Source organism: Corynebacterium sp. MSK122, assembly GCF_030229435.2.
Classification (GTDB): Bacteria; Actinomycetota; Actinomycetes; order Mycobacteriales; family Mycobacteriaceae; genus Corynebacterium; species Corynebacterium marquesiae.
In genome coordinates this window covers 1-20850 of the sequence record NZ_JASPHV020000017.1, presented here as the reverse complement: position 1 = coordinate 20850, position 20850 = coordinate 1, and the positions used below count along the sequence as shown (strand labels likewise).

The 20850-nt window shown below is 57.8% G+C and carries 21 protein-coding genes, 1 tRNA gene and 1 other RNA gene; 19 read left to right on the top strand and 4 right to left on the bottom strand.

Annotated elements, in window-relative coordinates; all coding sequences use genetic code 11:
* Nucleotides 1-87: 87 nt before the first annotated feature.
* From QP934_RS08225 to QP934_RS08200, 6 genes are all read left to right on the top strand, one after another.
* Nucleotides 88-164: transfer RNA gene (locus QP934_RS08225), tRNA-Met, on the top strand.
* 151 nt (nt 165-315) lie between these two features.
* Nucleotides 316-1191 carry an ABC transporter substrate-binding protein gene (locus QP934_RS08220; RefSeq protein WP_419127277.1) on the top strand — a complete coding sequence of 292 codons (876 nt, stop codon included), beginning with the start codon at nt 316-318 and terminating at the stop codon, nt 1189-1191.
* Nucleotides 1192-1220: 29 nt separating this feature from the next.
* Complete coding sequence (locus QP934_RS08215; protein WP_419127276.1) at nt 1221-2153, top strand: FecCD family ABC transporter permease; 933 nt, start codon at nt 1221-1223, stop codon at nt 2151-2153.
* Nucleotides 2143-3126: a FecCD family ABC transporter permease gene (locus QP934_RS08210; RefSeq protein WP_419127275.1), complete on the top strand. Its 984-nt coding sequence runs from the start codon at nt 2143-2145 to the stop codon at nt 3124-3126. The genes QP934_RS08215 and QP934_RS08210 overlap by 11 nt, the downstream gene beginning before the upstream one ends.
* 2 nt (nt 3127-3128) lie before the next feature.
* Complete coding sequence (locus QP934_RS08205) at nt 3129-3941, top strand: ABC transporter ATP-binding protein (protein WP_419127274.1); 813 nt, start codon at nt 3129-3131, stop codon at nt 3939-3941.
* 24 nt (nt 3942-3965) lie between these two features.
* The gene (locus QP934_RS08200; RefSeq protein WP_419127273.1) at nt 3966-4673 is read left to right on the top strand and encodes a kinesin; all 708 of its coding nucleotides are present in this window, start codon (nt 3966-3968) and stop codon (nt 4671-4673) included.
* Nucleotides 4674-4740: 67 nt separating this feature from the next.
* Here QP934_RS08200 and QP934_RS08195 read toward each other — a convergent pair whose 3' ends face one another.
* Entirely contained in the window at nt 4741-5184 is a 444-nt protein-coding gene (locus tag QP934_RS08195) for a DUF1990 family protein (RefSeq protein ID WP_419127272.1), read from the bottom strand.
* Between the two features lie 149 nt (nt 5185-5333).
* On the opposite strand from QP934_RS08195, the gene QP934_RS08190 reads away from it, so the two are divergent.
* The 3 genes from QP934_RS08190 to feoB all read left to right on the top strand — a co-directional run bounded on the left by QP934_RS08190 (nt 5334) and on the right by feoB (nt 8852).
* Nucleotides 5334-6422 carry a S1 family peptidase gene (locus tag QP934_RS08190; protein ID WP_419127271.1) on the top strand — a complete coding sequence of 363 codons (1089 nt, stop codon included), beginning with the start codon at nt 5334-5336 and terminating at the stop codon, nt 6420-6422.
* 262 nt (nt 6423-6684) lie between these two features.
* Nucleotides 6685-6930 (top strand): FeoA domain-containing protein, encoded by a 246-nt coding sequence (locus tag QP934_RS08185; protein ID WP_225745784.1) that lies wholly within the window; start codon nt 6685-6687, stop codon nt 6928-6930.
* Entirely contained in the window at nt 6930-8852 is a 1923-nt protein-coding gene (gene feoB, locus QP934_RS08180; protein WP_419127270.1) for a ferrous iron transport protein B, read from the top strand. Before QP934_RS08185 ends, feoB begins: the two co-directional genes overlap by 1 nt.
* Before the next feature lie 253 nt (nt 8853-9105).
* On the opposite strand, the gene hisN is transcribed toward feoB, so the two are convergent.
* Complete coding sequence (gene hisN / locus QP934_RS08175; protein WP_049378795.1) at nt 9106-9888, bottom strand: histidinol-phosphatase; 783 nt, start codon at nt 9886-9888, stop codon at nt 9106-9108.
* Complete coding sequence (locus tag QP934_RS08170; RefSeq protein WP_419127269.1) at nt 9881-10717, bottom strand: inositol monophosphatase family protein; 837 nt, start codon at nt 10715-10717, stop codon at nt 9881-9883. The genes hisN and QP934_RS08170 overlap by 8 nt, the downstream gene beginning before the upstream one ends.
* A 60-nt stretch (nt 10718-10777) precedes the next feature.
* Here QP934_RS08170 and prfB point away from each other — a divergent pair, with 60 nt between their 5' ends.
* Nucleotides 10778-11881, top strand: coding sequence for a peptide chain release factor 2 (gene prfB / locus QP934_RS08165; RefSeq protein WP_419127268.1), 1104 nt, complete (start codon nt 10778-10780; stop codon nt 11879-11881).
* An 83-nt stretch (nt 11882-11964) separates the two neighbouring features.
* On the opposite strand, the gene QP934_RS08160 is transcribed toward prfB, so the two are convergent.
* Nucleotides 11965-13584, bottom strand: a complete 1620-nt coding sequence (locus QP934_RS08160; protein WP_284792104.1) for an AbgT family transporter — start codon at nt 13582-13584, stop codon at nt 11965-11967.
* 109 nt (nt 13585-13693) lie between these two features.
* Between QP934_RS08160 and ftsE the strand changes: the two genes are divergently transcribed.
* The 9 genes from ftsE (at nt 13694) to QP934_RS08115 (ending at nt 20529) form a co-directional block, all read left to right on the top strand.
* The gene (ftsE, locus tag QP934_RS08155; RefSeq protein WP_419127267.1) at nt 13694-14383 is read left to right on the top strand and encodes a cell division ATP-binding protein FtsE; all 690 of its coding nucleotides are present in this window, start codon (nt 13694-13696) and stop codon (nt 14381-14383) included.
* Nucleotides 14380-15282 carry a permease-like cell division protein FtsX gene (gene ftsX, locus QP934_RS08150; protein WP_419127266.1) on the top strand — a complete coding sequence of 301 codons (903 nt, stop codon included), beginning with the start codon at nt 14380-14382 and terminating at the stop codon, nt 15280-15282. Before ftsE ends, ftsX begins: the two co-directional genes overlap by 4 nt.
* A gap of 44 nt (nt 15283-15326) precedes the next feature.
* The gene (gene smpB / locus QP934_RS08145; protein ID WP_005322310.1) at nt 15327-15830 is read left to right on the top strand and encodes an SsrA-binding protein SmpB; all 504 of its coding nucleotides are present in this window, start codon (nt 15327-15329) and stop codon (nt 15828-15830) included.
* Nucleotides 15823-16179: a DUF488 domain-containing protein gene (locus QP934_RS08140; RefSeq protein WP_419127265.1), complete on the top strand. Its 357-nt coding sequence runs from the start codon at nt 15823-15825 to the stop codon at nt 16177-16179. Before smpB ends, QP934_RS08140 begins: the two co-directional genes overlap by 8 nt.
* Before the next feature lie 62 nt (nt 16180-16241).
* Nucleotides 16242-16622: a transfer-messenger RNA gene (gene ssrA, locus QP934_RS08135) on the top strand.
* A 157-nt stretch (nt 16623-16779) separates the two neighbouring features.
* Nucleotides 16780-17775, top strand: coding sequence for a siderophore ABC transporter substrate-binding protein (locus QP934_RS08130; RefSeq protein ID WP_337888285.1), 996 nt, complete (start codon nt 16780-16782; stop codon nt 17773-17775).
* A gap of 63 nt (nt 17776-17838) precedes the next feature.
* On the top strand, nt 17839-18804 hold the full coding sequence (locus QP934_RS08125; RefSeq protein WP_419127264.1) for an ABC transporter permease: 966 nt from the start codon (nt 17839-17841) through the stop codon (nt 18802-18804).
* Nucleotides 18794-19777 carry an iron chelate uptake ABC transporter family permease subunit gene (locus QP934_RS08120; RefSeq protein WP_419127263.1) on the top strand — a complete coding sequence of 328 codons (984 nt, stop codon included), beginning with the start codon at nt 18794-18796 and terminating at the stop codon, nt 19775-19777. The genes QP934_RS08125 and QP934_RS08120 overlap by 11 nt, the downstream gene beginning before the upstream one ends.
* Nucleotides 19774-20529, top strand: a complete 756-nt coding sequence (locus tag QP934_RS08115; protein ID WP_419127262.1) for an ABC transporter ATP-binding protein — start codon at nt 19774-19776, stop codon at nt 20527-20529. Before QP934_RS08120 ends, QP934_RS08115 begins: the two co-directional genes overlap by 4 nt.
* The last annotated feature ends 321 nt before the right edge of the window (nt 20530-20850 follow it).

Genomic DNA, 20850 nt, shown 5'->3' with positions numbered 1-20850 from the left:
ATGTATAGTTACATGAGTCGCCAGGACAGAGCGAATACACTTTGTGTTAACGTGCTGTTCAAGCGCAGATGATGGAAGTCATCTCGACGCGGGGTGGAGCAGCTCGGTAGCTCGCTGGGCTCATAACCCAGAGGTCGTAGGTTCGAATCCTGCCCCCGCTACCAACTTCCAGGCCCTCATCGGTTCGCCGGTGAGGGTCATTTTTTATTTTTGCTTACTGGGCGGATTTTAGCGGACGTGCGGCAACATGGTCCGTATCGGGAACGTGGCAATCAGACCCTAGACAGCAAACCCTTACCTAAGTAAGGTAAGGCTATGCAAAAGAAAGACTTCATGAATGTGCGTGCAGTTATCGCACTCGTAGCCACTCTAGCCCTAGGCGCAGGCCTTGTTGCGTGTTCTTCTGATTCTTCTTCTAAGGAAGGAAACGGAGAAAAGAAGATCGAGCGAGTTGTGGCGCTTGATTGGCGCTACGAGGAAATTCTCAAGGCCCTCGATGTGGACCCAGTGGGAATCGTGGAAATCGGTAAGTCGGAGGCACCGACCACTTTGAAAGGGCAGCTGGGTCAGGCGACCTCTGTGGGCCAGGCCAAGCAGCCGAATCTAGAGGTTATCCAGTCCTTGGAGCCGGACCTGATCCTAGCTAGCCCTACCCGTCAAGCGGATATCATGCCGCAGCTGGAAGAGATTGCGCAGACCGAATCCTACCCAGATGAGACTTACTTGGACGTGCTGGACTCGATGGATGAGATCGCGGCCAAGCTAGGTAAAGAGGAAAAGGCCAAGGAAGTCCGTCAGCGCATCGAGGACAAGATTGCTCATACCAAGGACGCGGTAAAGCCGGGGAGTCGTGCGGTCGTGGCTGGCTGGTCCAGTGAGATGCTCTATACCTGGGTCAACCCTTCCTTCCCCCAGTCGCTACTAAGTGAGGTGGGCTATGACTATGCCTTCGAAGGTGAGAAGTCATCCATCGAATCTAAGACTGATGTAGCGGAACTGACCGGCGATAAGCTCCCTGGAATGAAGGCTGACCTGGTCTTTATGTACAAGGACGTCGATGCGTTTAAAAAGACGCCCTATGCCAAGGGCAGCGGTGACATCGTAGAGGTAGACCAAGATATCTGGTCGCGCGCCCGCGGGCCGCTTTCCGCCGAGCATATGCTCGATGACATTATCGCCGCTGAAAAGTAGTGGCACCTCGAACTAAAGCCAGCGTCTGCTTGGTCCTTGCAACCGCTGCCGCTGCCTTTGTGTGGTGGTGGCGGCTTCGCCATGTTCAGGTGCCAGTTGATACCCCGTGGTTAGAAGAAGAGCTGCATAGCGTGGCTTTTGACCGTCTCCTTGCTACCACGGTGGTCGGTATTGCACTAGGTGTAGGTGGGTTATTGCTGCGCACGGCAACCGCGAATCCGCTCGCCGATCCGTCCATCACTGGTGTGAACTCCGGTGCGGCACTCGGTGCAGTCGCAACCGCAATGTTTTTAGGAAGCGAAACCTCGAGCGTTGACCAGTTGCCCGGTGCGCTGTTGGGTGCGGGGATTGCTGTGGGGGTGACGGTGGGCGTCGGTAAGAGCGGTGCGATCCAGCGCATGGTACTCGTTGGCGTTGCTGTTTCCGCGCTGTGTAGCGCATTGACCTCCATTTTCTTGGTAGTAGATGAAGCTCAACTGGCTACGGTGATGTCATGGCTTTCTGGTCGGCTTGCCGGTGTGCGCCTAAGCGGTATCATGCCGGCGCTGATTGCCGTGCTGGTCGTGGTTCCCTTGACCTTAGTCGGTGCAAAAACGCTGGACTTGCTCGTAGCAGGCGATACCGTGGCTGGTGCTGTCGGCGCGAAGCCGGAGCGCATTCGGTTGGCAGCCATTGTGGCGGCGGTAGTGCTTATTGCTCCGGCCGTAGCTGCAACTGGGCCGATTGGCTTCTTGGGGTTGATCGCCGCGGCCGTAGCGTGGCGGGTGTGCGGCTCACACCACCGCATGGGGCTGTGCGTGGCTGGAATTGTTGGAGCAGCGGTGCTTTTGGTGGCCGATTCGGTTGGCCAGGCAATCTGGGCGCCAGCCGAGACCCCAGTGGGCATCGTGACTTCTTTGGCTGGCATGCCATTAGTGTTGTGGGCCGTCCATGCGCTGGGGAGGAGGAAGCATGCGGCATAAGAGATTTGTTGGGGTGCTAGTAGGACTCATCCTGGCGTTGGCGTTGAGCGCAATCCTCGGCATGGGCGTCGGTGCGGTGATGAAACCGCCGGGCGAGGTGATCACCGCCTTCGTTACCGGAGAGCCGCTCATCTGGAAGTACCGCGCCCCGCGGATCTTGGTGGGAATCTGCGCCGGTATTGCCATGGCCGTCTCTGGCTGTCTATTGCAGTCTGCGCTACGCAATCCTTTGGCCGCACCAGATACGGTGGGTATTACCTCCGGCGGCGGACTCGCGGCCGTTGCGGTACTCATGGGATCAGGCGCCCTGCCGGCCCACCTGCTGACTTTCATAGCCTTTATTGGAGCGTTGGCTGGAACTGGGCTGGTTCTTCTCCTCGCCGGGCGCGGGGCAAGTGATCCGGTGCGCCTGCCGCTTACCGGGGTGGCGGTATCTTTTGGGCTGGGCGCCATCACCGAATTGCTCCTGGTGCGGGCTGCCCCAGAGGCAGGAGCGGCCATGACATGGTTGAAAGGTTCGCTTTACGCCCGCTCGCTTGGCGATGCCACCATTGTCGCCCCCTTTATCCTTCTCGCCCTAACCGTCGCGATGGTGGTGGCAAAACACCTGGATATGCTCGCGCTGGATGATTCCACCATGGCCGGCATCGGCGTGAGCGCCAAGATATGGCGCCTAATAGCAGTAGCCTTAGCCGTCATCCTCGGTGCCGCGGGAGTCGCCGCGGCCGGGGTCTTGGGCTTCGCCGGACTCATCGTCCCCCATGCTGCTCGCTTGGTTGTTGGCGCGAACCTGCGCTGGCAAATACCCGTGGCAGCCCTAGGCGGCGCGGTCCTTGTGACCGCATGCGATACGCTCGGTCGCTGGGCCTTCGCCCCCACGGAAATCCCCGTTGGCGCGCTCATCGCGCTGATCGGCGCACCGTATTTCATTTTCCTATTGACTCGACTGACCCGAGTGCGAAACGGAGGCTAGACATGACACTGACGTGCAGCGGATTAACCGTGGGCTACGGTGGACCCGATGTGGTCAAGGATGTAAATCTTCACTTATCCAGCGGTCAAGTAACCGCTCTGATCGGGCCGAATGGCTGCGGCAAGTCGACGCTTCTCAAGACATTGGGCCGCCAACTTACGCCCAGCGCAGGTGCGGTGTACCTCTCGGGCCAAAATATCAGCACGTATTCCTCGCGTGCCTATGCCCGTGAAGTTTCTTTTCTGCCACAACATCCCGTGGCTCCGGAAGGGGTATTAGTGCGTGACGTCATCGGTTACGGCCGCTATCCCTATACAGGGGCGCTAGCGACGATGCGGGCCGGAGATCATGCAGCGGTTGAGCGTGCTGCCTCGCGTGCTGGGGTGAGCGAGCTTCTCGACGCCCCCGCGGCAGACCTTTCCGGTGGTCAGCGCCAGCGCGTCTTCCTCGCTATGACTCTGGCCCAAGAAACGCCAATTACCTTGCTTGACGAGCCGACTACTTACCTCGATCCCGCGCACCAATTGTCCATTTTGGATCTGATTCGAGATCTTAATGGCACCGGGGTCACAGTGGTCATGGTGGTCCACGATATGGTCCATGCCGCGCGTTACGCCGATAGAATCGTAGCCATGCGTGAGGGACGCATTGTGGCCGAAGGGGCCACCGAGGAGGTGATGACCGCTGAACTCGTACGCGAAACCTTCCATGTTGAGTGTTTAGAGATGACTGATCCCTCCACCGGTCGACGCTTTCCCATACCCATTTCCGTGCACGCTCCTGAATTTTCTGGAACCCTAGAAGGAAGAAGATAAATCTATTTAAAGGAGTACGTAGCAATGGCAAACGAACTAGGCCACGAAGTTGACTTGGATCGCGACGAATACAAGTACCTAGCATCTAAAGACACCGCGTCTTCGGCAGCTAAATCTGACAAGTCCTCGCAGTCCGCTGCAGCTGCAGCTGGTGCCGCAGGTGCAGCCGGCCTGTCCAAGCCGGTCGGTAAGCGGTCTGCGGACGGCGATGAGTCCACCGCAAGCAAGTATGAACCGCAGAACCACGTTGTCGCTGGAGCGGAGGAAGAACATGTGGCTAAAGCTGCCGAGCAGCCAGACCTGCAGGAAAAGCTGGATGAGAACAACGCTGACTACGCGCCGAGCCAGCACATCGTAGGTGAGGCGAAGGAAGAGCACATTGGTTCCGCCCCGCAGCAGCCGGACCTGCAGGAGAAGCTGGACGAGGGCAACTCTGACTACGCGCCCAGCCAGCATATCGTAGGCGAAGCAAACGAAGAGCGTGTTGCTACTGCGCCGAACCAGGACAACGTCAACGGTCAGCAGTCCTCTGAGCGCCTGGATCAGCTAAAGGACAAGGCATCCGAGGCTGGTAGCGCCGTCGGCGATGCGTTCCAGCGCGCTAAGGGCTTCGTGGAAGACAAGGCTCACGAGTACCAAGAGGAGTCCACGAAGAAGGGTGGCTTCTTTGATCGCGTCAAGGGCGCTGTGCGCGATGCACGCGAGTCCATCGAGGACAAGCGTAAGAACTAACCAGCGCTGATACTAAGCCGCTTTTCCAGGGGTCAGGGAGGCGGCTTTCGTCGTTTCCGCAATCCTGCTAATCGTCCAAAGCGTGGAGGTAGAGCCGGCTAATCAGCAGGCGCCTTGGCACGTCCACAAGGGGGCGCAGAAAGGGGAGGAATGGCTCGGAGGCAGCGTCGATAAGCAGCAGTGTGCGGCCATCGCGCAGGCGCTCCAGAGCGAAGGTCTCCTCGCCGCGCTCGAGGTGTCCGGGAAGGGTGCCGTAGGTGAACCCGCAGCGGCCGTCCTTGTGGAATACATCGACTACGCGGCAGCGAAAATCCCACGGGCCGAGGCCCATCGTGACCTCCGCGCCGAGCTCCACCACCTCATGGGTGGGGCGCACGCGAAAAAGGCCGCTGCGTTGGATTGACCAGCGGAAAAGCCGGTGTGCGGCGGTATCAAAATCAGCGTCGATGACTCGTGACATGTGCAGCTGCGGAAAGCCAGAAGTATCGGAATAAGACAGCGGTGTGACCATGCGCCCGATGATAGGGGAGGGGTGACCACCCCCGAATTCTGGCAGAAATATAACGGCTTGGACACAGTCACAGGAGTTTGCTGCTTCCACAACTTTTTCGTGCCAGTATCGAGCTTGCACGATGTTGACAACTGAAAGTAGGTACCTTGATGCTTCGCATTCCGCACCTTAAGAAAGTCCTGGTGGGCTCGGCTTTCGCTGGTGCGTTTTTCCTGGGATCCCCGGCCGCAGGCGCCCAGGAATTGCCCCAACCGGATTTCGATTCCGCAGGGATTATTGACCAGGTCCGAGATGGCCTGGCTGGGGTAGGCATCCAAACCCCGCAGGTGGATAAGAACGTTACCGACGCCGTAGATTCCTCTGTGCGCAACGCGCAGCAAGCCGTGCAGCATACGGCCCAGCAGGCACAGTACGCGGAGCCGATGACCAACCCGAATCCCATCGGCCTAGCGGAGCAGGCCACCCAGCCGGAGTTTAAACCGAAGGGCACCAATCCGAACTACAAGTGGAAAAATGATGGATTTTCCAAGGTAGCTGCGGGCAAGCCACAGGCTGATTACGTGTTGCACCGCGTGCCGGGCTCCTTCTTTGATGCGCCACGCATTCCAGAAGAATCCGTTGCGGCCATGAATGAGGGGGAGTCGCTCTATGGCCCTGGCACCCCGGTTTATGTCAATGAGAACATGATGTGCACCCTGACCGTAGCGGGCAACGATAATGCAGGCCGCAAGGTGGGGCTCACCGCCGCGCACTGCGGCAACGTGGGGGATTCGGTCACCTCCGCCGATTCAGAGCAGATTGGCCCGACGGGCACCGTGGTATCCAAGAATGAGGACTTGGATTACGCCGTCATCGAGTTCGGCTCTAAGGCCAAGGTCTCCCGCTCCTACAATGGCGTGACCGTCAATGAGTTGGGCGGCGGCGTTAAGCCGGGGCAGCAGGTGTGCAAGCAGGGTGTCGCCACTGGCAAGACCTGCGGCATTACCTATCAGCAGGCAAAGAAGATTCAGGTCAACCAAGTCTGCGCCATGATGGGCGATTCCGGTGCACCGTTGTTGGTCAACGGCCGCCTCATTGGTTCCATTTCCGGTGGATTCCTGCCGGTGAATTTCCCGTGCCGCACCCCGCTGCAGGGGCCGGTCCATAACCCAACCGCCGCGAACACCATGGATGCGGTCCTGGAGGATATGGACCGTCGCGGTGGCGTAGGTGCTGGTTTTACATTGCCTGAGGACTAGCCTCGCCCAACTTTTCGCCCGCTCCCGTTGCTACTGGGAGCGGGCACTTTTATGTCTCTGTCTAGTGCCGATAATCACAACTAATCATCGCTTGTGTGAAATCCTTTTGCGGACTAAGGTTAGGCTTATCTAGAAGCTACTTAGGTGTGGCTAACGTCACCGGCGTGAGCCGGGTCGAGAGAACCGAGGTGACCGCGCGATGTTGCAGCTGTCTTTATTGTCCCGCACCCGTACCCAGCAGACCTGCGAAAGGTCCGAATGTATGCGTGCCGATCAAGCCCCAGTGGACGCATTGGTAGAGCTACCTGAATGCTGCCTGCGGCATGCGATTGAGTCGCAGCCGGCGTTGGCGCTGCGTATGCGTGAACTGGGATTCCGGCCAGGAGTGCGCGTGCAGATCGGGCGCAAGGTGGCCGGCGGGGCGCGCCTGGTCACCGTAGGTACCGCCCGGTACGCGGTGGATGCGGCTACGCTCGGCCAGCTGGAAGTTATCCCGGTGGCAGCATAATGGCGCGCAAGACCGCAGCGCCAAGCTGCCACTCCACCTCCTCCATGCGTATCGCCGCGGAGGGAACGCCTGTCCTCGCCTTGGTCGGGGCTCCAAATTCCGGCAAATCTACCTTGTTCAACGCGCTGACCGGAGCGAAGGTCCAGACCGGCAACTGGCCGGGTACCTCCGTAGAAGTCAGTCGTGGTTTGTGGAGCGCGCAGCCAGAGGCGTTCGACATCATCGATCTGCCCGGTGCTTATTCCTTGGATCCAATGAGCCCGGACGAGGAATTCACCCGCGATATGCTCGTTGAGTGCCCACCGTGTGAGCGCCCAGATGTGGTTGTGGTGTTGGTGGATGCCACTGCGCCAGCGCGCGGGCTTAACCTCGCATTCCAGATCGCGGAGTACCCGTATCGGGTAGTGATTGGGGTGACCAAGGAGGACGTCGCCAAGCAACAGGGCATAAGCATCGATACCTCCGCGCTATCGCGCGCCGTGGGCATGCCGGTAGTCAGCGTCAATGGTCGCCGCCGAGAAAACCTAGACGCGCTGGAGGGTGCCGTTGCAAAAGCAATGCAGACGGAGCCACAGACTATCCGGCCCAACGCAGATTTGGATCAACGCTTTGCGGATCTAGACGCCGCGGAAAAGGCTGCCGTTTCCAGGACGGACATCGGCGAACCGCTTAGCCAGCGCGTAGACCGCGTGGTGCTGCACCCCGTGCTCGGCCCGATTCTATTTCTGGCGGTGATGTGGGTTGTCTTCTTCATTACCACTACGGTTGCGGGACCGCTGCAGGACGGCCTAGAGGCACTGATCACTGGTCCCGTCTCTGCTGCCGTGCGCAGCCTCCTCCCAGACCACTGGTTGGTCTCAGGATTGCTGGTAGATGGCCTTATCGGCGGTGTGGGCATGGTGCTGACCTTTGCCCCGCTGCTGGCCCTGATGTTCCTGTGTCTAGCCGTGCTGGAGGATTCCGGTTATATGGCGCGCGCGGCCGTGGTCACTGACCGAGTTATGCGCGCCATTGGCCTACCGGGCAAGGCCTTTATCCCCATCGTGGTGGGCTATGGCTGCAATGTTCCGGCGATTTCGGCGACGCGCGTGCTTGGCGACGTCCGCCATCGCATCCTCACCTGCCTCCTTATTCCTTTCACTTCCTGTTCGGCCCGTCTCATCGTGTTCATGATGCTGGCGCAGGTGTTTTTCCCCGCTCATGCTGGTTCCGCGGTATTCGCCATGTACGTGCTGTCTATCGCGCTGGTGGTGTTGGTAGGCCTCGCCTTGCGCCGCACGGTGTGGCGCGCCATGCCGGCCGAAGCCCTAGTTATCGATCTTCCGGCCTATCAGCTTCCCACCTTTGGCCTCACTCTGTCGGTGATGTGGGTGCGTCTGAAGGGCTTCTTGCATACCGCCGGCGGCATCATCGTCGCCACCGTGGTGGTCATCTGGTTGCTCATGTCCATCCCGGTAACCGGTGGGCACTCTTTCAACGAGGGGGCGGTACCGCCGGAGGATTCCGCCTATGGTGCGGTCTCAAAGGTGATGTCCCCGGCCTTTGCCCCGGCTGGCTTTGATTCTTGGTCTCTGACAGGCCCGTTGGTCACCGGATTCGTGGCCAAGGAGACTCTCATTTCTACCTGGGCGCAAACCTATGCGGTAGAAGACGTCACTGATGATGCCCCAGAAGAGCAAGCAGAATCCCCACTAGCCAGCCATATTCGCGCCGACTTCGACGCGGCCTCTGGCGGGCATGGGCTCGCGGCGGTATGGGCGTACATGGTATTCCTGCTGGCCTATACCCCGTGCGTGGCCACGGTAGCCGCGCAGCGGCGGGAAATAGGCTGGAAGTGGACGCTTATCGGTTTCGCCCTTCAGCTCGCCACCGCCTGGATCCTTGCGGTGGGAGTATTCCAGGTCCTCAAGGTCTTCCTATGAGCCCCACGGAGAAGGTTAAGGAGGCTATTAAACAGGGAAAATCCAACCCGGTCGAGATTGCAAAAGCTACTGGGTTAGGGCAGGGTACCGTGGAAGTTATCCTCGCCCATCTCGAGCGTAGTGCGGAGCTGGTGCGCGAATCGCTCACCGCGTGCCCCACGGGCGGCTGCGGCAGTTGCGCGCAGGTGGGTGGGTGTTCCGGAGCGGCGGCGAAGCGCCGCGGTCCGGTGTTACTTCAGCTGCGGAGACATTCCTAGCCTTGCAGCGCGGCTAGGGCGTGCTTGTGGAGCAGGCCGTTGGAAGCGACGCCGGATCCACCGTGCGGGCCGGGGTTTCCGTCCAGATCCGTGAAAGTGCCGCCGGCCTCGGTCACGATGAGGGAGGGCGCGGCGAGGTCCCACAAGGACACCTCGGGTTCGGCGGCGATGTCTACCGCGCCTTCGGCCACGAGGCAGTAGGACCAGAAATCACCATAGCCGCGCAGGCGCCAGGTCTTGTCCGTGAGTGCGAGGAACTGATCGCGCAGGCCGCGTTCGGCCCATCCGGTCAGCGAGCTCATGGCCAGCGAAGAATCGGCGAGCTTTTCCACGTGGGATACGCTCAAGCGCTTCGGCTCGCCGCCGAAAACGCGGAAGGCACCAGCGCCCTTGGCCGCGTACCAGCGGCGGCGCAGGGCGGGTGCGGAAACTACAGATACCACCGGTTCGCCGTCTTCCAAGAGGGAAATGAGCGTGGCCCATACGGGGACGCCACGCACGAAGTTTTTGGTGCCGTCGATGGGATCTATGACCCACTGGCGGCCCTTATAGCAGGCCTCGCCGCCGTATTCCTCACCCAGCACTTCATCGCGCGGGCGGGAGCGCTTGAGGGATTCGCGGATTTGCTTCTCACAGGTGAGGTCCGCATCCGATACGGGGGACATATCTGGCTTTTCCTTGACGGAAAGGTCCGAGGCCTCGAAACGATGCATGGTCACTACATCGGCATGGCCCGCCAGCTCGAGCGCGAGGCCCAAGTCTTCTTTGAACTTACCCACGGAGCCAATCCTCCATCTGATCCACTACCTGTTTATTGCCAGCGAGGCACCATTCGACGCCACCGGCTTCTACCTTGCGGGCAGCACCACCGGCCGCTTCCACGAGGGCTTTGCCGGGGAACCAATCCCAATCCGCTACCGAATGCTGCATCCATGCGCCCCATGTGCCATCGGCCACGGAGGACAGGTCAACAGAACCGGCACCGAGCATACGGACTGTAGCAAAGTTTTCCGCCACGTGCTGCCATGCCCCGCGGATATCCTCATCCGCCAGCGAAGTTGGGTGCAGATACGTGGATAGTGAAATCTGCTCGGCCGGCTTCTCCTGCAGGCGAGCTACTTCCTTGCCGTCGAGGGAAGTGGGGTAGTCCCGGCCACCGAACCAGGTGTACCCCATGGCGGGGCGGTGGACGGCGCCGAGGGTGATCCCCGTGGCGTCGGTAAGCGCCAAGGCAGAGCACCAATAATCGGAACCGGAGGAGAAATTGTAGGTGCCATCAACTGGGTCGATGACCCAGGTGCGCCCGGACTTGGACTCGCGGGCCGCACCCTCTTCGCCGAGGATGCCGTCTTCCGGGCGCACGGCTTCGAGCACGCCCGCGACGAAGCGCTCGGCCGCCCTGTCCGCATCCGTAACAACGTCCGAGATAGAAGTCTTGTGCTCTACGTCGACGCCCATCTCGCGCAGGCGCCAGGCCAGGCGCCCGGCGTTATAGACAAGGGCCTGCGCCAGGTGCGCATCCCCGTCATCCGCGTGCGCGACAATGAAGGTCTTGATGACCGCGTCGATCATCTCCTGCAAGCTCGGCTTTTGATCCATGCCCACCATTGTCACCCTAAACGCGGCCGATGGCTAATTATGCCGGCCGGGTGGGTAGGATTGGGGCCTATGCGTCCCGAAGTAACAGCACGGCTCAAGCAATTGGAAACCACCCTGACCACCATCGAGAAGGTCATGGACCCGGAGGCTTTGGCTGCCCGCATTCGGGAACTAGAGGCCCAGGCCGGCGACCCGTCCCTGTGGGACGACCCCGCCCACGCGCAACAGGTCACCTCCGAGCTTTCCGCAGCGCAGGCTAAGGTCCGCAAGCTGGAATCGCTGCGCGGGCGCCTAGAGGACATGCCCGTGATGTACGAACTCGCGGAAGAAGAGGGGGATACCTCTCTGGCGGATGATGAGCTCGATTACCTGGAATCTGCTATCGAATCGCTGGAGGTTACCACCATGCTTTCTGGTGAGTATGACCCGCGCGAGGCGGTTATCAATATCCGCTCTGGCGCGGGCGGTGTGGATGCGGCCGACTGGGCCGAAATGCTTATGCGCATGTATACGCGCTGGGCGGAAAAGCACGGTCACAAAGTGGATGTCTATGACATCTCCTATGCGGAAGAAGCAGGCATCAAGTCTGCGACCTTTGTGGTCCACGGTGAATACATGTATGGCCAGCTCTCTGTGGAGCAGGGAGCACACCGCCTGGTGCGCATCTCGCCCTTTGATAACCAGGGCCGGCGCCAAACCTCCTTTGCCGAGGTGGAAGTCCTGCCGGTGGTGGAGCAGACCGACCACATCGATATCCCGGATAATGATGTGCGCGTCGATGTTTATCGCTCTTCTGGTCCTGGAGGACAGTCCGTCAACACCACCGACTCTGCGGTGCGCCTGACCCACATTCCCACCGGAATCGTGGTGACCTGCCAGAATGAAAAGTCGCAGATTCAAAATAAGGCCTCGGCTATGCGCGTGTTGCAGGCAAAGCTTCTGGAGCGCAAGCGCCAAGAGGAACAGGCCGAGCTCGATGCGTTGGGTGCCGGTGGCAACGCCTCTTGGGGCAATCAGATGCGCTCCTACGTGCTGCACCCGTATCAGATGGTCAAAGACCTGCGCACCAATTTTGAGGTGGGCGATCCTTCCAAGGTGCTCGATGGCGATATCGATGGCTTCCTGGAATCCGGTATCCGCTGGCGCATGCAGCAACAAGAAGACCAAGCTTAGGTCCATACTGATCGGGCTGAATTGAACGCAAAAAGGCCGAACTGAGGGGAGAAGATCCTCAGTTCGGCCTGATCTCTATGGACCTAACCCACGTAGTCCATCGGAGCGCCCGGTCCCAGCGGGATGCCGATGAGATACCAAATGACAAAGAAGACGAACCAACCCACGATCATGCAGAGAGAATAGGGCAGCGCCAGTGACATCAAGGTACCCACACCTGCCGGCTTGTAGTAGCGCTGCAAGAAGGTCAACGCCAGCGCGAAGTAGGGCGACATTGGGGTGATGATATTTGTCGGCGAATCACCGATACGGAAGAGCATCTGGGAAACCTCAGGTGAGACGCCCACATACATCATCATCGGCACGATGACCGGGGCCATCAGCGCCCACTGGGCGGAACCGGAGGTGATGAAGAGGTTAAGCAGTGCGACCATGGCCACCAGTGCCGCAAACATGACTAGCGGCGGCAATGACCAGTGTTGGAGCAGCTCGGAACCCTTGATGGCGGTCCATACGCCCAAGTTCGACCATTCGAACCAGGCGAGGAACTGTGCCACCGCGAAGAAGAGGACCAGCATGGGGACAAGGGTCTCGATGCCCTTGGCCATAAACTCCGGCACATCAGCAAAAGACTTCACGGTGCCTGCCGCCAAGCCGTAGACGATGCCGCATACCAAGAAAGCCAGGGCAATCGGCACCGCGATGGCGCTAATGAGTGGCGACTCCATGAAGCTATCCCCTTGGCTTGCTAGCGGGGAGCCAGGGATAAATAGGAGTGCAAAGAAGGCGGCAAGGAAGAGCACGAGTGCGATGCCGGAAGCAATCAAACCGCGCTGTTCGTTGGGCTTGATGCGCATTGCCTCTTCATCATCGGTGAAGTCGTACTCCTCATCCTCCTCTGCATTCGCGCCGGCCCCACCGGCGGCCTTGGAAAAAGAGACCTCTTCATAATTAATGTGGTCGTGGTCCACGAGCTCGCGGGCCTTTTTCACCATGAGGAATTCCGTGACTGCTGTAATGATGAGGGAGAGTACCACTGCGGATGGGATGACAAAGAAGATATTGGCAAGCGGGCTGACTTCATATTCTGGGTCCACAAACTGTGCGGCCGGGGTAGAAATGCCCGCCAGCAGGAGGTCGGTGATATTGAGAATCAGCGAGGCATTAAAGCCGGCTGACGACGCCGCAAAGGCCACCATCGCGCCCACGATGGGGGACCGGCCCACGGCGTGGAAGGCCATTGCACCCAGCGGAATTAGAATGACGTAGATGGCGTCGGAGGCTACGGATCCGGTCACGCCGGCCAGCGCCACAACGAAGGTCAGCATTTTCGCGCTGACCTTGGTCACCATCGCGCGCACCAACGCGGAAAGCAGGCCAGACTGCTCCGCCACGGCCACGCCGAGCATCACGGCAAGGATGACGCCGAGCGGCGGGAAGCTGGTGAAGTTCTCCACTGCATCAGTAACCATGCGCGAGATATTCTCGGTGGTCAGCAGGGATTCTACTTCGATGGTTTCGCCGGTCTTGGGGTCCTCTGCGGTCATGCCAATGAGGTGTCCTAGCCAAGAAGTCACAGCGACGATGGCTGCGAGGATAACGAAGAGCCAGAACGGATCCGGCAGTTTATTGCCAATCTTTTCTACAGTGCCTAGGAAGCCGCTTGCAGAACGTGGTTTTTCTTTGGTTTCGGTTTCGGCCATAGTATCGGCACTTTCTGTCGATTGGGTCGGAACAAATTAGTGTCTTAGACCACATTACTTAAATATAGTTCACAGCGCGGTGTCAACTTTGGTTGCTACAGTGATTCGTGTGATTAGATTCGACAACGTGACTAAGGCCTACTCCGCCGAGTCTCGCCCAGCGCTCGATGAGGTGTCTTTCGAGATTGCGGATGGTGAATTCGCTTTCCTCATCGGACCCTCCGGCTCCGGTAAGTCCACTTTCTTGGAGCTGATGGTGCGCTATAACAATGTCAGCAAGGGCGATATTTACTTCGACGATTTCCACGTCAATGAGCTTTCCGGCAAGCAAATCAACGCGCTACGCCAGTCCATTGGTTACGTCTTCCAGGATTTCCGCCTGCTCCCCAAGCTGACGGTGTATCAAAACGTGGCCTTTGCGCTGGAGGTGATTGGCAAGAGCAAGTACCGGATCTCTACCTCGGTCCCGCAGGTTTTGGACTTGGTCGGCCTAGAGGATCGTCGCGATGCGTATCCCCACGAGCTTTCCGGTGGCGAGCAGCAGCGCGTGGCTATTGCGCGCGCCGTAGTCAATCGCCCGAAGCTGCTGCTTGCCGACGAACCCACGGGCAACCTCGATCCCTCCACCGCCGACGAGATCATGGACCTGCTCCTAGGCATCAACCGCCGTGGCACCACCGTGGTCATGTCCACCCACAATGCCCGCGCCGTCAATAGGGCGCGCAAGCGTGTGTTGGAGCTGCGCAATGGAGTCCTCGTGCGCGACGAACACGAGGCTATGTACGAGGGGGAAGCATGAAGCTAGGGTTTATTTTCCGCGAGGCTACCAAGGGTCTTGGCCGCAACCTGACCATGACCATCGCCATGATCATCACCACCGCCATTGCGGTGGGGCTCGTTGTCGCAGGCATTATGGTGACCAACCTGACCAGGGACACCAAGGATATCTACCTAGACCGCGTTGAGGTCATGGTCCAGCTCAATGAGGACATTTCCGCCGGGGACCCAGACTGTACGAGTCCGGCATGCGCGGATATCAAGGATCAGTTGGAGGCGGATGATTCCGTCGAGTCCGTGGAATACCGCAACCGCGCAGAATCCTATGAGCGGTTCAAGGAGCTTTTCCAAGACACCGATCCTGTGATGGTGGAGCAAACCTCACCTGATGCGCTGCCGGCTGCATTCCACGTGCGGCTTGCGGACCCAGAAGACGCCTCCGCCATTGATGCGATTCGGGATAACCCGGCGGTAGAGGATGTCGTCGACCAGCAGCAAGAGGTGCGCGATGCCGCAAGCAACCTCGATTCCATCCGCAATGCCACCTTCATCCTGGCCACCGTGATGTCCGTGGCTGCCATTTTCTTGGTGGCCAATATGGTGCAGATCGCCGCGTTCCACCGGACCCGCGAAACGGAAATCATGCGCATGGTGGGCGCGAGCCGGTGGATGACGCAGGCGCCGTTCGTGGTGGAAGCAGTGCTGGCCTCGCTCATCGGTGTGGTTCTCGGCGGGGCCGGCATCTTCTTGGGCAAGTCGCAAGTGGTGGACCCATCCCTGCAGGGACTATATGAATCCCAGCTGCTTGCACCTATGAAGTCCGGCGACCTTTGGATTGCCCTCCCGCTCGTCGGCCTATTAGCCCTGGTGGTTACCGCCGTCACGGCCCATATCACCCTGCGGTCTTATGTGCGCAAATAGTCTGTTTGCCGGGCCAAGTAAAAGGGCACTACACTGGCATTATTATGGCTAAGAAGGGCAAGAAGAATAAGAAGGCGGCGTCCGGCGAAGCAACGCTCGCTACCAACCGCCGGGCCCGGCACGACTACAAGATCCTCGAGGAATACGAGTGCGGCATCGTCCTGCTCGGTACCGAGATCAAGTCCCTCCGAGAGGGCAAGATTTCACTCAATGACGCCTTCGCCACCATCGACGATGGCGAGGTGTACCTGCGCAACCTGCACATCCCGGAATATTCCATGGGCTCGTGGACGAACCACAGCCCGCGGCGCACCCGCAAGCTTTTGCTGCACCGCCGCGAAATCGACAAGCTCTACGGGCAGGTGCGCAACGGCAATAAGACCTTGGTTCCGCTCAAGGTCTACCTTAAAAACGGCTACGCCAAGCTCTCGCTGGCGTTGGCGCAAGGTAAACAAGACTACGATAAACGTGAGGATATTAAGCGCCGCGACCAAGACCGTGAAATCTCTCGCGAACTCGGCCGCCGCGTGAAGGGAATTAATGTTTAAGACTGCGAAAGTACATGACGTTGCCAAGGGCGAGGACACTATCCAGGGCACCGGAGTACTGGTAGACCGGATGTGGCCCCGGGGCGTTGCCAAGAGCGACCTTGCTTACGACGAATGGTTTAAAGACGTCGCACCCAGTTCCGAACTGCGCAAATGGTGGAACCACGACGAGGAGCGCTTCGACGAGTTTGCCCGCCGCTACAAGGCTGAGCTCGATGGCAACGATTCCGACGAGCTCTCCCAACTGCTTGCGCTTTCCGACGCCACCCTCCTCTTCGCCGCATCCAGCCGCGAGATCAACCACGCAGTCGTTCTCAAAGAGTGGCTAGAAGAGCACTTGAGGAAATAAAAGCGAGTGGGGTAGTGTTGAACGAACCGTAGGGAAGATGCACTATCCCGTCCCTACAGCATGGGGTTGATTTGGTTTCGACTTCGTGCACTGCGCCAGGGGAAGCGTGCCGGTGCAGGCTAACGACCACCGTATAAGCGTCGTAGCAACCAATAAACGCAGAGAAGAACTCTCAGCGTGACTACGCCCTCGCTGCCTAATTACAGCGACGCGTGTCTGTCAGCCTAGGTTTCGTTCCTGACCTAGATCCTGGCATCGACTAAGGAACTAGCCGGCTGGTCGGGTCATCAGGACCAGTCGGGACTCTTACTGGTGACTGGGCCCATCATCCGGACGTGTTCGCCCGATCCGGAGGGCCGAGCAGAGATTCTGTGCGAACTGCGCACGGAGAAGCCCTGGCAAGGTGACGAAGGACCCGGGTTCAATTCCCGGCAGCTCCACCGAGAGGCCCCCGAGAAATCGGGGGTTTTTTCTCGTTTTATTCGCTTTCTCACAAGCCCTTTCAACACTCGGTGGGGGTAAGGTTATCCTAATACTTGAAACATAAGGCATGCCTAAGTTAGGTTAGGCTGGTATTTATTTCCCGCCCATAAGGAATTCATCGTGAAGAATATTCATCGCTCTCTTGTTTCTGCGGTTATCGCCGCTTCTTTGGCAGTGACTGCCTGCAGTCCCGCAGAGGACGGAACAGTGGAGGAGGAAAAGGGGGCGTCGGCAAGCGCGCTCACGTTGCAGGACAATAACGGGGAACAGGAACTTCATCCCCCGTATGAGCGCGTAGCTGTAACTGATAACCGCGCCTTCGAGATTCTGTCTGATTGGGGTGTCCATATAGTGGCTGCTCCTCTCGACTTGGTGCCGGATACCCTTTCCAAAGACATCAATGAGGAAAGTGTAGAAGCCAACCTAGGCTCCCACCGCGAACCAGATTTGGAGGCGCTGGTGGCTGCGGACCCAGATATTGTGGTTAATGGTCAGCGCTTCAGCCAGTATCAAGATGACCTGGAATCCCTGGTTGATGGAACCCCGGTGGTGGATTTCACTCCACGGGACGGCGAGGATATGGCGAAAGAGCTAATCCGCCAGACAGAGGCGATGGGCAAAATTTTTGGACACGAGGATGACGCAAAAGCTCTGGTTGATGATTTTAACGCTGCCTTGGAACGCGCCAAGAAGGCCTATGACCCGGACAAAAAGATCATGGCAGTAAATACCTCCGGCGGGGAGATTAACTACATTGCCCCTGGTAAGGGACGCTTCTATGGGCCACTCTTCGAGCTGATTGGGATGACTCCGGCGCTCGAGGTAGACAATGCCAGCGATGACCACGAGGGTGACGATATTTCGGTGGAGGCAATCGCTCAATCCAACCCGGACTATATCCTCGTCATGGATCGCGATGGTGCCATAGCCAAGGATGAAGAAGGTTATACCCCAGGCCAAAAGCTGGTAGAAGATTCCTCCGCGCTGAAGAACGTCACCGCAGTCAAGGAAGGCCGCATCGTTACCGCTCCGCAGGATACCTACACCAACGAAAACATCATTACCTACACGGAAACGCTGAACGCGATGGCGGACGCCTTCGAAAAGAATTAGCCAGCGCGCACGCCAAGGCCGGAGGGGAGGAGCCCTCCGGCCTTTGTCTGCTAGAGGAGAAAAATGGAAACTACCACGCGCCCTGCGCTGTGGGATTGGAAGCTCGGCCTTGGGGCCCTGATTGTTTTTGCCCTGCTCGCTGCCTCCTTGCTATTGGGACAGTACGACGTCTTTGGCGCGGAGGACGGGGCCGCCATGTTTGGCATCACTCGGCTTCCGCGAACCATAGCGCTCGTTCTCGCTGGTGCCGCAATGGCCATGAGCGGGTTGGTCATGCAACTGTTAACCCAAAATCGATTTGTAGAACCTTCCACTACAGGAACCACTGAGTGGGCGGGGTTAGGTTTGCTCTTTGTCTTGTGGATCGCCCCGACCGCTTCGATTCTGGTCAAAATGATGGGAGCCGTAGCGTTTTCTTTTATTGGCACCATTGTGTTCTTCCTATTCCTGCGGCGCGTGACCTTGCGATCTTCGCTCATTGTGCCCATCGTTGGCATCATGTTGGGAGCCGTGATTTCTGCAGTCTCCAGCTTCTTTGCTCTGCAGGCCGATATGCTGCAGCAGCTGGGGATTTGGTTTATGGGCTCTTTTACCTCCGTGTACAAGGGGCAATATGAAGTTCTGTGGCTGGTGCTAGCGGTCCTGGCCGCCGTATTCATTTATGCAGACCGGCTCACCGTTGTTGGCTTGGGTGAAGACATCGCCACCAACATAGGGCTCAACTACAACCGTATGCTCTTGCTGGGCACGAGCTTGATTGCCGTGGCCACCGGCGTCGTCACCGTAGTCGTTGGCTCTTTGCCATTCTTGGGGCTCATCGTGCCCAATGTGGTTTCGATGGTGCGTGGGGACGACCTGCGCTCCAACTTGCCGTGGGTATGCCTTTTAGGCATAGGTATCGTGACCGTTTGTGACTTAGTTGGTCGCATCATTATCGCACCTTTTGAGATGCCAGTCTCGGTGATTCTTGGGGTACTCGGTGCGGTTGTCTTCATTGTGATGATCGTGAGGTCCACTCGTGCACACTAAGCCCACGCGGAAAAAGTATTGGATAACTCTGGCCTGCGTATGGGGACTGGCCTTGGCCTTTGCCTTCGCCTGGTTGGCATATGACAACCCGATGCAGTTTGGAACGCGAAAATTCTGGCTAATTGCACAGCGTCGTGCTGATGCGCTCATTGCGATGGCAATTGTGGCGGTGTGCCAAGCGATGGCTACGGTGGCTTTTCACACTGTGACGAATAATCGGATTCTTACCCCATCCATCATGGGCTTTGAGTCACTGTATGTAGCGATCAATACTGCGACCATCTTCTTCCTCGGTGCAGCAGGGCTTAACGACGCCCGCACCCTTCCCACATTCCTATTCCAAATGACGCTCATGGTGGGGCTGTCTTTGGTGCTGTATTCGTGGCTACTCACCAATAACAAGCACAATATGCACGCAATGCTGCTGGTTGGCGTGGTCATCGGTGGCGGACTGGGATCCCTATCTACGTTTATGCAGCGAACCCTAACGCCTAGCGAGTTTGACGTGCTCACCGCGCGACTATTCGGCTCCATCAACAATGCGGAATCAGACTATTATCCCATCGTCATTCCCATCGTTGCGATGGTGGCAGCGCTTCTGCTGCTCAATGCGCGTACCTTGAACGCGATTTCCCTAGGCAAAGATGTCAGTACGAATTTGGGAGTTAACCACAAGGGCCATGCAATTTATACCTTGATCTTGGTGTCCCTTTTAATGGCCACGACAACCGCCTTGGTGGGACCAATGACCTTCCTAGGATTTTTGGTTGCCACGTTGGCCTATCAATTCACTGATACCTATGACCACCGCTTCATCTTCCCGATGGCCATTGGTTTGGCTTTCTTGCTGCTTACCGCCGCATATTTTCTAATGCGGCACGTGTTCGCCGCTCAAGGCGTGGTTTCCATCATTATTGAGCTCGTTGGCGGCTGCGCATTTCTCTTTATCATTCTGCGAAAGGGTCGACTGTGATTGAATTAAAGAACGTATCCAAACGCTACTCTGGGGAAGTAGCTATCGGGCCGCTCAATCTGCGGATCCCAAAAGGTGGAATCACCGCATTGATTGGTCCCAACGGTGCGGGCAAGTCCACCATGCTCACAATGATTGGCCGGCTGCTGGACATGGACGAGGGCGATATCGAGATCGCCGGAAAAGATGTCCAATCTACGAGATCCGGGCACTTAGCAAAAGTCGTGTCCATTCTGCGGCAAGAAAACCACTTCGTAACCAAATTGACCGTGCGGCAATTGATTGGCTTTGGCCGCTTTCCCTACACCAAAGGCCGAAATACGCCGTATGACGAAGAAATAATCTCCAAATACATAAACTTTTTCCGACTGGAAGAATTGCAGCATCGGTATCTTGATGAGCTTTCAGGAGGTCAACGCCAGCGCGCTTATGTAGCTATGGTCCTGTGCCAAGAGACGGAATATGTCCTATTAGACGAGCCGCTCAATAATCTCGACATAGCTCATTCTGTAGAGATGATGCGATATCTAAAAGACGCTGCCCAGTCACTAGGTCGGACCATAGTGGTGGTGCTGCATGACATTAACTTTGCAGCCCGGTATGCCGACTACATCTGTGCGTGTAAAGAAGGCCGCATCGTTGAATTTGGCTCAACAGAAGAAATTATTCGAGATGAGATCCTTACTTCTATTTTTGATACCCAAGTTCAAGTAATCGAAGGGCCAGAAGGAAAGATAGCTTGTTACCACTAGTAAACCTAGGTTGTCCTGCAGGTTTGTGTTGTTTGGTTGTGGTGGGCTAGATTATTCCAAGTCGCCGCGAGGTAGCCGGTTGGTTACTTTCAAGCGAATTTTGTACGGACTTGGTTCGATGATTTGACTTGGTTCATTTGGTTGAGTAAGTTTGTACGGGCCGCCAACGAGAGGTTAACGGGAAGTTAATTTTCTTGTGGTGTGTGGATGATGTTTGAGAACTCAATAGTGTGCCAATGTACTTTTTATTTTTTGTGTGCATGGTTGTGTGTTGATTGGTTTGTCTGCCAGCAGGCCTAGGTGGTTTGTTGGTTGGTGTGT

Coding starts and splice junctions, on each gene's coding strand:
- QP934_RS08220 (WP_419127277.1), top strand. CDS start 316: ATGCAAAAGAAAGACTTCATGAATGTGCGTGCAGTTATCGCACTCGTA.
- QP934_RS08190 (WP_419127271.1), top strand. CDS start 5,334: ATGCTTCGCATTCCGCACCTTAAGAAAGTCCTGGTGGGCTCGGCTTTC.
- QP934_RS08160 (WP_284792104.1), bottom strand. CDS start 13,584: ATGGCCGAAACCGAAACCAAAGAAAAACCACGTTCTGCAAGCGGCTTC.
- QP934_RS08185 (WP_225745784.1), top strand. CDS start 6,685: ATGCGTGCCGATCAAGCCCCAGTGGACGCATTGGTAGAGCTACCTGAA.
- QP934_RS08200 (WP_419127273.1), top strand. CDS start 3,966: ATGGCAAACGAACTAGGCCACGAAGTTGACTTGGATCGCGACGAATAC.
- feoB (WP_419127270.1), top strand. CDS start 6,930: ATGGCGCGCAAGACCGCAGCGCCAAGCTGCCACTCCACCTCCTCCATG.
- smpB (WP_005322310.1), top strand. CDS start 15,327: ATGGCTAAGAAGGGCAAGAAGAATAAGAAGGCGGCGTCCGGCGAAGCA.
- QP934_RS08125 (WP_419127264.1), top strand. CDS start 17,839: ATGGAAACTACCACGCGCCCTGCGCTGTGGGATTGGAAGCTCGGCCTT.
- QP934_RS08170 (WP_419127269.1), bottom strand. CDS start 10,717: ATGGTGGGCATGGATCAAAAGCCGAGCTTGCAGGAGATGATCGACGCG.
- QP934_RS08205 (WP_419127274.1), top strand. CDS start 3,129: ATGACACTGACGTGCAGCGGATTAACCGTGGGCTACGGTGGACCCGAT.
- QP934_RS08195 (WP_419127272.1), bottom strand. CDS start 5,184: ATGGTCACACCGCTGTCTTATTCCGATACTTCTGGCTTTCCGCAGCTG.
- QP934_RS08140 (WP_419127265.1), top strand. CDS start 15,823: ATGTTTAAGACTGCGAAAGTACATGACGTTGCCAAGGGCGAGGACACT.
- ftsX (WP_419127266.1), top strand. CDS start 14,380: ATGAAGCTAGGGTTTATTTTCCGCGAGGCTACCAAGGGTCTTGGCCGC.
- prfB (WP_419127268.1), top strand. CDS start 10,778: ATGCGTCCCGAAGTAACAGCACGGCTCAAGCAATTGGAAACCACCCTG.
- QP934_RS08210 (WP_419127275.1), top strand. CDS start 2,143: ATGCGGCATAAGAGATTTGTTGGGGTGCTAGTAGGACTCATCCTGGCG.